Source organism: Cobetia sp. D5 (assembly GCF_035666195.1).
Taxonomy (GTDB): Bacteria; Pseudomonadota; Gammaproteobacteria; order Pseudomonadales; family Halomonadaceae; genus Cobetia; species Cobetia amphilecti.
The window spans coordinates 3,371,949-3,384,577 of the sequence record NZ_CP142020.1 but is presented as its reverse complement, the minus strand read 5'-3'; the positions used below and the strand labels follow the sequence as shown (position 1 = coordinate 3,384,577).

The 12,629-nt window shown below is 63.1% G+C and carries 12 protein-coding genes; 5 read left to right on the top strand and 7 right to left on the bottom strand.

Annotated features, from left to right (window positions below; genetic code table 11):
• Positions 1–253: 253 nt before the first annotated feature.
• Positions 254–463, bottom strand: a complete 210-nt coding sequence (gene rmf / locus U0O11_RS14170) for a ribosome modulation factor (RefSeq protein WP_043334308.1) — start codon at positions 461–463, stop codon at positions 254–256.
• 488 nt (positions 464–951) lie between these two features.
• Here rmf and rlmKL point away from each other — a divergent pair, with 488 nt between their 5' ends.
• Positions 952–3,168, top strand: a complete 2,217-nt coding sequence (rlmKL, locus tag U0O11_RS14165) for a bifunctional 23S rRNA (guanine(2069)-N(7))-methyltransferase RlmK/23S rRNA (guanine(2445)-N(2))-methyltransferase RlmL (protein ID WP_279836782.1) — start codon at positions 952–954, stop codon at positions 3,166–3,168.
• Positions 3,169–3,171: 3 nt separating this feature from the next.
• Positions 3,172–3,522 carry a glutaredoxin family protein gene (locus U0O11_RS14160; RefSeq protein ID WP_279836781.1) on the top strand — a complete coding sequence of 117 codons (351 nt, stop codon included), beginning with the start codon at positions 3,172–3,174 and terminating at the stop codon, positions 3,520–3,522.
• A 93-nt stretch (positions 3,523–3,615) separates the two neighbouring features.
• Here U0O11_RS14160 and U0O11_RS14155 read toward each other — a convergent pair whose 3' ends face one another.
• Positions 3,616–3,894: a WGR domain-containing protein gene (locus U0O11_RS14155; RefSeq protein WP_043334304.1), complete on the bottom strand. Its 279-nt coding sequence runs from the start codon at positions 3,892–3,894 to the stop codon at positions 3,616–3,618.
• 211 nt (positions 3,895–4,105) lie between these two features.
• Between U0O11_RS14155 and pdxB the strand changes: the two genes are divergently transcribed.
• The gene (pdxB, locus tag U0O11_RS14150) at positions 4,106–5,284 is read left to right on the top strand and encodes a 4-phosphoerythronate dehydrogenase PdxB (RefSeq protein WP_043334303.1); all 1,179 of its coding nucleotides are present in this window, start codon (positions 4,106–4,108) and stop codon (positions 5,282–5,284) included.
• A gap of 303 nt (positions 5,285–5,587) precedes the next feature.
• A complete protein-coding gene (gene nhaC / locus U0O11_RS14145) occupies positions 5,588–7,144 on the top strand; it encodes a Na+/H+ antiporter NhaC (RefSeq protein ID WP_279836780.1) in 1,557 nt (518 codons plus the stop codon).
• Positions 7,145–7,241: 97 nt separating this feature from the next.
• Here nhaC and argE read toward each other — a convergent pair whose 3' ends face one another.
• From argE to U0O11_RS14120, 5 genes are read right to left on the bottom strand one after another with little or no spacing between them, the layout of a single operon-like run.
• Positions 7,242–8,396 (bottom strand): acetylornithine deacetylase, encoded by a 1,155-nt coding sequence (gene argE / locus U0O11_RS14140; protein ID WP_279836779.1) that lies wholly within the window; start codon positions 8,394–8,396, stop codon positions 7,242–7,244.
• An 8-nt stretch (positions 8,397–8,404) separates the two neighbouring features.
• On the bottom strand, positions 8,405–9,169 hold the full coding sequence (locus U0O11_RS14135; protein ID WP_279836778.1) for an ABC transporter permease: 765 nt from the start codon (positions 9,167–9,169) through the stop codon (positions 8,405–8,407).
• Positions 9,162–9,887 carry an ABC transporter permease gene (locus U0O11_RS14130; RefSeq protein ID WP_043334300.1) on the bottom strand — a complete coding sequence of 242 codons (726 nt, stop codon included), beginning with the start codon at positions 9,885–9,887 and terminating at the stop codon, positions 9,162–9,164. Before U0O11_RS14130 ends, U0O11_RS14135 begins: the two co-directional genes overlap by 8 nt.
• A gap of 44 nt (positions 9,888–9,931) precedes the next feature.
• The gene (locus U0O11_RS14125; protein ID WP_248380800.1) at positions 9,932–10,705 is read right to left on the bottom strand and encodes a transporter substrate-binding domain-containing protein; all 774 of its coding nucleotides are present in this window, start codon (positions 10,703–10,705) and stop codon (positions 9,932–9,934) included.
• 18 nt (positions 10,706–10,723) lie between these two features.
• Positions 10,724–11,524: an ATP-binding cassette domain-containing protein gene (locus tag U0O11_RS14120; RefSeq protein ID WP_279836777.1), complete on the bottom strand. Its 801-nt coding sequence runs from the start codon at positions 11,522–11,524 to the stop codon at positions 10,724–10,726.
• Positions 11,525–11,725: 201 nt separating this feature from the next.
• Here U0O11_RS14120 and U0O11_RS14115 point away from each other — a divergent pair, with 201 nt between their 5' ends.
• Complete coding sequence (locus U0O11_RS14115) at positions 11,726–12,619, top strand: dimethylarginine dimethylaminohydrolase family protein (RefSeq protein WP_279836776.1); 894 nt, start codon at positions 11,726–11,728, stop codon at positions 12,617–12,619.
• Positions 12,620–12,629 lie beyond the last annotated feature (10 nt).

The following is a 12,629-nucleotide window of genomic DNA, read 5'->3' as shown; positions in this document are numbered from 1 at the left end:
TTTCCGGGTGATGTCGCTAAACCGACTCACCGTGAACACCTCGAGTCCTCTCTGTACGTGCCAGCCGACCCTGTAACATGTCAGGAGCCGGTGGCGTGATGCCGGAGAATCCGCTTGGGCAGCGCATCAGGCTGCGTCGGCGGGGTGAAAGGCGCCAGGCGCCGTATTGCCAGTGTCATTCCGTGACGTGCCGCTTTCCTGAAATGGGATGACCTCCTGGTCGCGGATGATGAACCTTGGCGTCATGCGGTGCTCAGCTGAGCACCATGGGGTTCTTGTGGATGCCGGAGACGCCGGTCATTCCCGACCACTGGTCCCCGCGGCCTTCACGCCAGCCGCTCATCCAGAATTCACGTAGATTGACATCGATACTGGGACAATCATCACGGGAACGGCCGGTGACACCAGCCTTGTAGCCGTGAACATAGGCACGCTGAAAGCGATCACGTTTCTGTCTCTTCATGGATGACCTCTAAGTGAGAACCCATCGGCACTGTGTGCCAGTGATGGAGAGACGTACCCGGCGAGACCTTGTCTGGCCGCGGTTGTCCCTGCCATTGGACATGCCGAGTGAGAGAGTTGGCCGATGCCCTGTCGGGCACTGCCGGCCTCGTGCATCATCACCTCGCGTCGTTGGCCATTCTTGTCGGAAAAGGTCACGAGTGTGAGATGATGGAAGGTCTTGCCTGTATATGCTCGAGCGTGATGGTGAAAGAGCGACTGCCTTGCCGTGCCGGAAGTCCGATCTCCTGAGCGGCACAGGTAGGCTGCCCGAATGAGGCTCGTGTCCCTTGATCCTCTATTTCGCATGGCGTGTCACCTTTCCGAATTGCAGCTACACCTATAGTTTTTAGAACACTGCCTCTGGCTTGTCGACAGCCGTATAGGAATATCGCTAGTGCCAGAAGCCAACTCACAGGAATAAGTCCGGCACCTGCCGGTGAGAGATTCATGACTGATACGACCTCTGCGACTACACCCCGCGCGCCCAGCAACTCGCTCTCTACCTGGTTTGCGACCTGCCCGCGTGGCATCGAAACGCTGCTGGCCGATGAGCTGACGGCTCTGGGTGCCGAGGTGACTGGCACGACCGTCGCTGGCGTACACTTCAACGGTAGCCAGGAAACCGCCTACCGCACCATCCTGTGGTCGCGACTGGCCAACCGCATCATTCGTCTGCTCACTCGCGTGGGTGGCGTCGACACCGGCGAGCAACTGCGCAAGGCGAGTGCGGGTGTCGATTGGGCGATGGAATTGCCGGATCGTGCGTCCATCGCCGTCGATTTCCACGGAACATGGAAAGACATTCGCCACACCTTCTTCGGTGCCCAGACCGTCAAGGACGGCATCGTCGAGGCGATGTTCGAGGAAGGCCGCAACAAGCCGACCGTCGATGGCAAGAATGCAGATCTGCGCATCTACGCGCACCTGCACAATGGCTACATCACCCTGGGCATCGACCTCGTGGGGCGCAGTCTGCACCAGCGTGGCTACCGTCCTGATCTCGCGCATGCGCCGCTGAAGGAGAACCTGGCGGCGGCCCTGCTGATGCGGGCCGACTGGCCGGCGCGTGCGGCGCGTGGCGAGAGCCTGGTCGACCCGATGTGCGGCTCCGGCACGCTGCTGATCGAAGCGGCCTTGATGGCGGCGGATATCGCGCCGCAGTCGCTGAACCAGGAGTTCGCCTGCCGTCACTGGGGGCGCCATGACGAGCGCATCTGGAAGGGCCTGTGGGAAGAGATGGAGCAGCGTGCCATTGCCGGGCGCCGCAAGGTCACTGCACGTCTGTTCGGTCGCGATCACAGCCCGCAGGCGATTTCTGCCGCGCGCTCCAACGCCATGCGTGCCGGCATTCCGGCGCTGATCGAGCTGGAAGGCGCCTCCGTCGCCGAGCTGACCTGTCCCGAGGGCGCCACCACTGGCCTGGTGATGACCAACCCGCCCTATGGTGAGCGTCTGGGCGAGCTGCCGGCACTGGTGCCGCTCTACGCAAGCCTGGGTGAGCGCATGAAGCGCCACTTCGGCGGCTGGACGCTGGGCATGTTCACCGGCAATCCGGATCTCGGCCATCGCCTCGGCCTGCGTGCGCATCGCCAGTACGCCTTCCGCAACGGTCAGCTCGACTGCAAGCTGTTGATGATCGACGTGGCGGCGCGTGAGCGTGCGGTCGACGAAGACAGCGTGGCCGAAGATGCCCGCAGTCAGCCCGCGCTGAGCGAGGGCGGCCAGATGTTCGCCAATCGCCTCAAGAAGAACCAGAAGTCATTGGCACGCTGGCTCAAGCAGAGCGGTACCACCTGTTATCGCCTCTACGATGCCGATATGCCGGAGTACGCGCTGGCCATCGATATCTATGGCCGTCACGTGCACGTGCAGGAATACACGCCGCCCAAGTCCGTGGATGCCAGTCAGGCGCAGCGCCGCCTGATGGATGCATTGGCGGCGATTCCGCAGGTACTGGGCTGCTCGCCCAACGATATCCATATCAAGCAACGCACGCGTCAGGCGGGCAAGGCGCAGTACACGCGTCAGGACAGCTCCGGTCAGCGTATCGAGGTGCAGGAAGGCGATGCCCGGCTGTGGGTGAATCTCAAGGACTACCTGGATACTGGCCTGTTCCTGGATCACCGTCCGGTGCGCAAGCTGCTGGGCAAGGAAGCGGACGGCAAGCGGGTGCTCAATCTGTTCTGCTATACCGCGACGGCCACCGTGCATGCGGTGCTGGGCGGTGCCAGCGAGAGCGTCAGCGTCGACATGTCCAATACCTATCTGGACTGGGGGCGCGAGAACTTCAAGCTCAACGGCATCAGCGAGAAACGCCATCAGCTGGTGCGTGCCGACTGCCTGAAGTGGCTGGAGCGCTCCCGCGAGGAGTTCGACCTGATCTTCCTCGATCCGCCGACCTTCTCCAATTCCAAGAAGATGGAAGGCACCCTGGATATCCAGCGTGATCACGCGCGCCTGATCGACCTGGCGATGGCCAGTCTGGCGCCGGGCGGCACGCTGATCTTCTCCAACAACCATCGTCGCTTCGTGATGGATGACAGCGTCAGCCAGCACCATGTGGTGGAAGACCTGTCGCGCAAGCTGCTGGACCCGGACTTCAAGCGTCGTCCGGATATCCACCACGTCTTCCGCATCCGTCGCGCCAGCGATGTGAAGGGCTGAGCGATGGCCAGCGTCCCGCTGTGGCTCTACACCACGGCGGGCTGTCATCTGTGCGCTCGGCTGGAAGCCACGCTGCAGGCGCTGGGGGCGGATGTCACGCTCACGCGGGTCGAGATCGCCTTCGATGCGCAGCTGAGCGAGCGTTACGCGACGCGCATCCCTGTACTGGCGAGCGCATCGGGTGCGGAGTATTCGCTGGCCGATGGCGAAGAGGTGTTGCCGGAGTGGTTGCGCGCGCAGGGCGTCGAGCAGCGCCTCGAGCAGGGTGTCGAAATCACGCCCCCGGCCGAGCACGACTCAGCCACTGAGCCGCAGGGGTCCACCCTGCGCAACGGGCGTCGCTTTCTGCGCTGAGCGGCGCAGACGTGTCGCTATAAGCTGGTGCAAAAAGACCGCCGCTACCTCAGGGTAGCGGCGGTCTTTTCGTGTCCGGCACCGTGCTGCGCACTAACTCTCCAGCAGCGACATCTGGCGCATGGCGTCTTCGGCTTCCGGGCTATCGGCCGTGGCCTCCAGCACCTTGGTATAGCCGCGTGAGGCCTGGATGTGGGCGAGGTCGCTGACCCAGGTCATGGCCTGTTCGTGGCTTTCGGCGAGATCGTGCTTCAATCCGCCGAACTGGGTGCCGATCTGGCCCCATGAGCGGCTGACGATCCAGTCGCCGAACATGTCCTGATGCACATGGACCAGAACGTAATCGTGGTGGCTTTCCCAGCGGATGATCACGCGTGACTCCCGAGGCGAAACGATGGTGGCTGGACTCAATCATGAGCTTGTGACGCCCGTTGCGTGCGCCTAAGATGGCACGGCGGCGGGCAAGCAAGCATACCATTGTAATCTTCACGTGCCTTGCGGCAAGGTGTGAAGTCACTAAGGCGCTCATGCTGGCCCGTGAACCCGCAGCGACACTCATTGCCACAGCAAGGAAAGGCAACAGATGCACATCATCGTGGACGATAACGTCCCTCTGGCAGAGGAATTCTTCTCCGAACTGGGAGAGGTGACCTGCATGCCGACTCGCGAGATCACCAATGCCGTCCTCAAGGACGTCGACATGCTGATCTGTCGCTCTACCTTGCGCGTGGATCAGGCGCTGTTGGAAGGAACGCGGGTGCGCTTCGTCGGCTCGCCGATCATCGGCACCGACCATGCCGATCTCGAATGGCTCGCGGCCAACGATATCCACTTCACCAACGCGCCGGGCTGCAATGCCGACTCGGTGGTGGATTACGTGCTGTCGTCGCTGTGGCATCTGGCCGAGCAGGAAGGGCTGGATCTGCAGCTGGACCGCCGCTTCGGCGTGGTCGGGGCCGGTCAGGTCGGGTCACGACTGGTCAAGCGTCTCGAGTCGCTGGGTGCCGAGGTGCTGGTCTGTGACCCGCCGCGCGCCGCGCTTGAGGGCCAGAGCGATGAGCGCCCCGAGAAGTCCCGCTTCGTGGACCTCGATGAGCTGGTCGCCGAGTGTGATGTCATCTGTGTGCACACCCCGATGGTCACCGGTGGCGAGCATCCGACCCATCATCTGATCAATGCCGAGCGCATCCGCGCCATGAAGCCCGGCAGCGTGTTGCTGAGTGCCGGCCGCGGTGGCTGTGTCGATACCGCGGCGCTCAAGCAGCGCCTCAAGGAGCAGGCTGACCTGCTGACCGTGCTGGATGTGTGGGAAAACGAGCCGGATATCGATGCCGAGCTGGCCGCACTGGTGGACATCGCCACGCCGCACATCGCCGGGCATAGCCTGGATGGCAAGATGCAGGGCACCGAGATCATCTATCAGCAGGCCTGTCGTCACTTCGGGCTGCCGGCGCGCCGCAAGCTGGGTCAGCTCAAGCCGGACCCGTGGCTGCGCAAGCTGGTGCTGACGGGCTGGGCGCCGCCGGAAGAGGCGCTGGGGCTCTGCGTACGCGCCTGCTATGACGTGCGTCGCGATGCGCTGGGCCTGCGTCGCTATCAGCGTCGTTTCGGCAATGCCGAGGGCTTCGTGCGTTATCGACGGGAATATCCGCTGCGTCGCGAGTTCTCCACGCTGCGTGTCGAGCTCAAGAAGAATGCCCGCGAACTGCGTGAGGTACTCGAGGGCTTCGGTTTCTCTCGCGTCAAGCTGGTCAGCAAATGATCACGGCGTGATTCGCAAGCCGCCCTGGAACGCCCCTGTCAGCTCTGCTGGCGGGGGCGTTCGCGTTGTGGAGGTCGCTTGATGGATGAGGACCTTGCCGCATGCCTGAATCCCTGACCGTTTCGGTCTTCGACCTTGGTCGATATAATGCGCCCCAGATCGCTTGGCGACACGCGCCGGGGCTGGCCTTGACGGCATGCCCCGCCTGACGCCGCGGCGTTGCTCCCCATTCTCCGTGTCTTCTGCCATGCCCGTCACCACGCGGCGTGTCGGCGTCCTCATTTCTTGAAGATGGTGTCTTGAATGCAACAACACCCTGATAACTCTGCTGAGGACAGCGGCTATCGTCCGCCTTCTCTGCTGGATGCCCTGATTCCCATCGTGCTGGTCATCGCCATGCTGGTGCTGGCGGTGGTGCTGTTCGGTGCCGATGCCTCCTGGGGGCCCAATCAGGTCGCGCTGCTGTCCGGCGCGATGATCGCGGGCCTGATCGGTCTCAAGAACGGCTATCGCTGGAGCGATATCGAAGAGGGGATCAACAAGGGCATCCAGATCTCGCTGGGTGCGATCCTGATCCTGCTGGCGGTCGGCGCGATGATCGGCACCTGGATTCTCGGCGGCACCGTGCCGGCGATGATCTATTACGGTCTGGACGTGATCGCGCCGCAGTACTTCTATGCCTCCGCCTGTCTGCTGTGCGCGCTGGTGGCGCTGTCGGTGGGCAGCTCGTGGACGGTCGCCGGTACCATCGGCATCGGCCTGATCGGTATCGCCGATGGCCTGGGGCTGTCCGAGGCGATCACCGCCGGCGCGGTGATTTCCGGAGCCTACTTCGGTGACAAGCTCTCGCCGCTGTCCGATACCACCAATCTGGCGCCGGCAGCGGCCGGCACCACGCTGTTCGCGCATATTCGTCACATGCTGTGGACGACCGTGCCCAGCATCCTGCTCGCGCTGGCAGGCTTTCTGTGGCTCGGCCATGACTCCGTCTCCAGCCTGCAGACGCCGGAGCAGGTCGCCAATCTGCGTGCCCAGCTGGGCGAGCAGTTCAACATCGGCCTGCACCTGCTGATTCCGCTCCTGGTGCTGCTGGTGATGGCCGTGCGTCAGATGCCCGCCTTCCCGGCCATCTTCATCGGCGCGGCGCTGGGCGCCGTCTTCGCGGTCATCTTCCAGCCGCAGGCGGTGGTGGGGCTGGCAAGCGTCACGGACATGTCCACCGCCATGGCGCTGCTCAAGGGCGTGTGGATGTCGATGTTCGATGGCTATGTCTCCCACAGCGGTGATGAGGTGATCGACTCGCTGCTCTCCAAGGGCGGCATGAGCAGCATGCTCAACACCGTGTGGCTGATCCTGTCGGCGATGACCTTCGGCGGCGTGATCGAACGCCTCGGTCTGCTGGAGCGTCTGGTACAGAGCCTTCTGGGCGCGACACGCAATGCCGGTTCGCTGGTCATCACCACGCTGGGCACCTGCCTGGCCTCCAACGTGGTGACCGGGGATCAGTACATCTCGGTCATCCTGCCGGGGCGCATGTATCGCGCCGAGTTCCGTCGCCGCCGCCTGGCGCCGGTCAACCTGTCACGCGCGCTGGAAGACTCCGGCACCATCACCTCGCCGCTGATTCCCTGGAACAGCTGCGGTGCCTACATGGCGGCCACCCTGGGCGTCGCGACCTTGAGCTACCTGCCCTTTGCACTGTTCAACCTGATCAACCTGGCGCTGGCAGTGGCCTACGCCATGGTCGGCTTCAAACTGGAGCGCCTTGAAGAAGGCGAGGGGACTGAAGGCGTGGAGCCGACGCCGCTGGCCGAGTCACTGGTGCTGGATACGCCCCACGAGACCTCGGAGTCACGCTGACTCGATCCTGAGGGATAGATAAAAAAGCCCGCCACGTGGATCACGTGGCGGGCTTTTTTACGGCTCAAGGTCAGGGCGAAACCGTTGTTCTCAGCGCTCAATCCGCGCACTGGTGCTGCATGAGGCGCGCGAGGAAGTCACGGTATCGCTCAAGTTCCGCCATCTCGATGTATTCGTCTGCCTTGTGGGCCTGTGCGATGGAGCCCGGCCCACACACGACGGTGGAGAAGCCGCGATCCTGGAACCAGCCCGCTTCCGAGCAGAAGCCGACGCCACAGCGCTCACTCTGTCCCGTCAGGGCGAAGGCCAGCGCCTCAGCCTTGCCGTCGGGTTCCGGGGTGAGTGCCGGCACCGAGGCATAGTCCTCCAGTGTCTGGATGCGGCAGTCGGCTGAATGCTGCTGCATCTCGCGCGCCAGTTGCGCGGTGAAGTCATCGAAGCGTGCACGCACCGCGTCAGGCGGATCACTGGGCAGATTGCGCAGCTCCCAATGCAGACGAGCGTCCTTGGCGATGATATTGGGGGCATTGCCGCCCTGCATGGCGCTGACGTGCAGGGTGGAATAGGGCGGCTCGAACAGCTCTCCCCGGATGGCATTAGTGCGCAGCTCGTTTGCCGTGCGTTCGAGTTCCGAGATGATGCGCGCGGCGTAGAAGGTGGCCGAGACGCCAAGGTCTGGCCGGCTCGAATGGGCCGGGACGCCCGTCACCTCCGTGCGCCAGGAGTGCACGCCCTTGTGCGCTGACACCACGCGGCCTTGCGTCGGCTCGCCGATGATGACGGCGGCGACCTCGGGCAGTGTCTCGCGCATGTGGTCGATCAGCGGCAGGCAGCCCATGCAGGTGCTTTCTTCGTCATAGGAGAAGGCGAGATGGATCGGCCGCTTGAGAGGCGATGCGAGAAACTGCGGCACCATCGCCAGGCAAAGGCCGATGAAGCCCTTCATGTCCACCGAGCCGCGACCGTACAGGCGCCCCTCCTTGAGCGTGGCCTGGTACGGGTCCTGCGACCAGGTCTGCCCCGTGACGGGCACGGTGTCGGTGTGACCGGAAAGCACCACGCCCCCGGCGACAGGCGGCCCTATCGTCGCCAGCAGTGAGGCCTTGTCGCCTTCGGCATTCGCCAGCACGGTCGCCTGGATACCGTGCTCGGCCAGCAGGTCACGCACGAAGTGGATCAACGCCAGATTGGAGCGGTCCGACGTGGTATCGAAGGCGATGAGGCGAGTGAGGATATCGAGGGTACGTTGCATGTCAGGCCTCATGAAGCGTGGCGTTTCTCGAGTGTGCGAAAGCCGAGGGTGATCAGTCCCGCGATGACGAGATAGATCAAGGCCATCAGCAGCAGCGGCTCGTAGACGATATAGGTTTCCTGGCGGATACGCCCGAAGACGGCATAGGTATCGATGGCGGAAATGGTCGCGACCAGTGGCGTCGCCTTGAGCTGGATGATCAACTCGCCATTCAGCGTGGGCAATACCCGTTGTACGGCTCTGGGCAGCCAGATGCGCCGGAGAATGCTGAAGGGAGACATGCCCAGCGAGCGAGCCGCTTCAAGTTCGCCGCGCGGTACGCCGGCAAAGGCGCCGCGCATGATCTCGCCTTCATAACCCGCGAACGACAGGGTCAAGGCACAGAAGGCGTAGATCCACGGATCTGCCAGCACCGGCCATAACCAGCTGCCACGCAAGCCGAGAATATACGGAAACAGAGACCCCAGTCCGTAGTAGAGAATCCACAGCTGCAGCAGCAATGGGGTACCGCGAATCAGATTGCAGAACCCTCGCGCCAGCCACGCCAGCGGACGCGGCCCACGTGCCTGTGCCAGCCCCAGCGGGATGGCCAGCAGGAAGCCCGCCACACTGGTGGAGACCAGCAACAAGAGCGTCAGTAGTACGCCTTTGACGATCTCACCGCGGTACTGGGCGACCCACTCCCAGTGCATCTGGGTGCCGATCGCCACCAGGATGGCGACGACAATCGCGATCAGGATGAGGCGATGGGGCGGAAGTCTGGGCTCAGCCATGGTGGGCCCCCTTGTCCATGCGACGTTCCAGTGTCTTGAACAGCAGGTTGGAGGCAAGCGATACGATCAGATAAAGCACCCCCGCGGCGCCGAGAAACAGCAGGTAATGACGGGTGGAGCCGGCCGCCTGACGCGAGGCCAGTGTCAGCTCCGTGAAGCCCACGACCGCCAGCAAAGCCGTGTCCTTGGTCGCGATCAGCCATAGATTGGAGAGGCCCGGCAGGGCGCCTGGCAGCAACAATGGCAGCGTGATGCGGCGCAGGATGGTGAAGGGCGCCATGCCATGCGCCAGTGCGGCCTCATGCATTCCCTTGGGGATGGCATTGATGGCACCGCGGATGACTTCGGTGGCATAGGCGCCCTGCACCAGAGCGATGACGGCCACCCCGGCGACGAAGGGGCTGATCTCGAGGGGGCCGAGGCCGACGGCGCTCGCCAGATGGTTCAGGGCATCCGGCGCCGCGAAATACACCAGCAGGATCAGTACCAGCTCGGGAACCGCGCGTATCACCGTCGTATAGCCGGTGAGCAGATCCCGGGTGACGGGGCCACCCGAGATCTTGCCCGCAGCGCCCGCCATGCCGATCACCAGGCCAATCAGATAGCCGCTCGCCGCTACCTGCAGCGATAGCACCAGACCATCCAGCAGAGCGCCTCCCCAGCCCGGCGGCGTCAGCGACAGCAGCTCGCCGATGCTCATGTTGCGATAGTCAGCCATGCAATTTCCTCATGCGGTATGGCGAAGTCGAGACGAGGGCGGCTTCAATCTCCGTAGATGTCGAAGTCGAAGTACTGCTTGCTGATCTCGTCATAACGCCCGCTGGCACGAATCTCGGCGATACCGGCATTCAGGCGCTCCAGCAGCTCGCTGTCGCCCTTGCGCACGCCGAATCCGACGCCGGACCCCAGGATGCTCTCGTCGTGCGCGACATTGCCCTTCATGTCACAGCACAGTTCGCCATCGTCGCTCGCGAGATAGTCATCCAGCACGAGGATGTCGGCTAGGGTGGCATCGATGCGTCCGGCGAACAGGTCCTGGTTGGCCTCATCCTGGGTCTGGTATTCACGCACTCGAGTGTCGGGGAAGTGGCGCTTGGCATAGGTCTGATGAATGGAGGCCGACTGCACGCCCAGTGTCTTGCCGGCCAGTCCTTCTGGCGTCGGCGTGATCTCGTCGCCCTTGGCACCCATGACGGCAGCGCTGGTCTGGTAGTACTTGTCCGAGAAGTCGATGACCTTGCGGCGCTGCTCGGTGATGGAGAGTGAAGCGGCGATCGCATCGATCTTGCGCGTGGTCAGCGCCGGAATCAGGCCATCCCAGGAGGAGGTGACAATCTCGCACTCAAGCTCTGCCGCGGCACAGACGGCATTGGCGATATCGACTTCCCAGCCGGTCACGCTGCCATCCGACTGCAGGGTGGCGAACGGCGGGTAGGGCTCACTGGCGAAGCCGACACGTACGACGTCGGCCTGGGCTACGGTGCTCAGAGACAGGGCGATGGCCCCGAGAGATGCGATAGCGGACAGGGTTTTCATTGTTGGTCTTCTCCTGGTTCAGGTAATCGAGCCGATGAACTGCTTGAGGCGCTCGGAAGAGGGGGAGCGGAATATCTGGTCGGGGGTGCCCTGGGCCTCGATGTTGCCCTGGTCGAGGAAGATGACCTTGTTCGCGACGTCAGCGGCGAACTTCATCTCATGGGTGACGATGACCATGGTGCGCCCTTCGGCAGCCAGGTCGCGCATCACCTCGAGCACCTCGCCGACAAGTTCGGGGTCCAGTGCCGAGGTCGGTTCATCGAAGAGCAGCACCTCCGGCGACATGGCCAGGGCTCTGGCGATGGCGCCACGTTGCTGCTGGCCGCCGGAAAGCGTTCTCGGGTTGGCCTGGCGGTGGGAGTACAGCCCGACGCGCTCCAGCAGCTGGTGAGCATGCTCCCGAGCTTCTGCGCGGGACTGACCGAGCACCTGCATCGGCGCTTCCATGAGGTTCGCTTCGAGGCTCATGTGAGGCCAGAGATTGAAGTTCTGGAAGACCATCGCCAGGCGAGCTCGCAGCAGACGCAGCTGTCGGCGATTGACGGGTTCGAGTCGCTGGCCGCGCCGCCGCAGCGCCACGTCCTCGCCCAGCAGGCGCAAGGACCCGTCGCTGGGTGTCTCGAGCAGGTTGATGCAGCGCAGCAGGGTGGACTTGCCCGAGCCGCTGCTGCCGATCAGTGAGATCACGTCACCACGCTGGGCGGTGAGGTCGATGCCCTTGAGGACTTCGCGTCCAGCAAAGGATTTCCAGAGTCCGCGAATGTCGATGACGGCATCGTCATTCTTGTCGGTCAACGGGGTGGCAGGGGAGTGAGGCACGCGCGAGTCCTCTGATTGATCTTGTTGTTATGCACTCGGGTACTGACTATGCAGTTGCATAAAGTCATGTGCCTGTATAAGACTATGCAGTTGCATAAAGTCATGTGCCTGTATAAGACTATGCATCTGTATAAAAATTATGCATCTGTATAACATTCGAGTCAATTGCGACTGACAGACCATCAAAATGAGGTTTCCTCCATGTCGAATACCCCCGCCTCCTCCCGGTTCGGTTGCCACTCAATGGCCGCTCGAATGACGCGTGTCCTGATGCGTCGTCCTGGCGACAGCCTGCGCAATGCCGATCCGGCGGTCTGGCATTACAACCACTACTTCAATGCCGAGAAAGCCATCAGTCAGTACCAGGCCCTGGTCGAGATGGTGGAGGAGAGCGGTGCCGAGATCGTCTGGCTCGAGGACACCAATGACGGGCTGTCAGATGCCATGTTCACCCGCGATGCTTCGGTGGTGACGCGTGCTGGCGCCGTGCTGTTCCAGATGGGCAAGCCGCTGCGCAAGGACGAACCGAACCGGCATGGTCAGGTCTATGAGCAGGCCGGCATTCCGGTCATCGGTCACCTGGAAGGTGAGGCGGCCATCGAGGGGGGCGACACCCTGTGGCTGGATGAGAACACCCTTGTCGTCGGCATGGGCTTCCGCTCCAATCGGGAGGGCGTGCGTCAGCTCAACGCGCTGCTCAATCCGCACGGGATCGAGGTGCTGGGCTTCGACCTGCCCGTCTGGGAGGGCGAGGCGGCCTGCCTGCATCTGATGTCGGTTATCTCGCCGCTGGCGGATGACACCTATCTGGTACATCCCAAGTTGATCCCTGCCGCACTCTGGACCTTGATGAAAGCGCGCGGTATCCGCTTCGTGATTGCCCCGGAAGAGGAGTTCCATCAGTCGCTGGGCCTGAGCCTGAATGTCATGCCGTTGGCGCCGAACGATTGCGTGATGATCGATGGCTTCCCCGGCACGCGTGCCATGATGGAAGCCGCCGGCATACGTGTGCGCACTTTTGAAGGTGACGCCCTGTGCATGGCGTGCGAAGGTGGCCCCACCTGCCTGACCAATCCGATTCTGCGCGAGGGGTAATTCACGTTCC

What these genes read in the sequence shown, in the direction of transcription:
- rmf (WP_043334308.1), bottom strand. Translation starts at nt 463, where the DNA reads ATGAAGAGACAGAAACGTGATCGCTTTCAGCGTGCCTATGTTCACGGC.
- rlmKL (WP_279836782.1), top strand. Translation starts at nt 952, where the DNA reads ATGACTGATACGACCTCTGCGACTACACCCCGCGCGCCCAGCAACTCG.
- U0O11_RS14160 (WP_279836781.1), top strand. Translation starts at nt 3,172, where the DNA reads ATGGCCAGCGTCCCGCTGTGGCTCTACACCACGGCGGGCTGTCATCTG.
- pdxB (WP_043334303.1), top strand. Translation starts at nt 4,106, where the DNA reads ATGCACATCATCGTGGACGATAACGTCCCTCTGGCAGAGGAATTCTTC.
- nhaC (WP_279836780.1), top strand. Translation starts at nt 5,588, where the DNA reads ATGCAACAACACCCTGATAACTCTGCTGAGGACAGCGGCTATCGTCCG.
- argE (WP_279836779.1), bottom strand. Translation starts at nt 8,396, where the DNA reads ATGCAACGTACCCTCGATATCCTCACTCGCCTCATCGCCTTCGATACC.
- U0O11_RS14135 (WP_279836778.1), bottom strand. Translation starts at nt 9,169, where the DNA reads ATGGCTGAGCCCAGACTTCCGCCCCATCGCCTCATCCTGATCGCGATT.
- U0O11_RS14130 (WP_043334300.1), bottom strand. Translation starts at nt 9,887, where the DNA reads ATGGCTGACTATCGCAACATGAGCATCGGCGAGCTGCTGTCGCTGACG.
- U0O11_RS14125 (WP_248380800.1), bottom strand. Translation starts at nt 10,705, where the DNA reads ATGAAAACCCTGTCCGCTATCGCATCTCTCGGGGCCATCGCCCTGTCT.
- U0O11_RS14115 (WP_279836776.1), top strand. Translation starts at nt 11,726, where the DNA reads ATGTCGAATACCCCCGCCTCCTCCCGGTTCGGTTGCCACTCAATGGCC.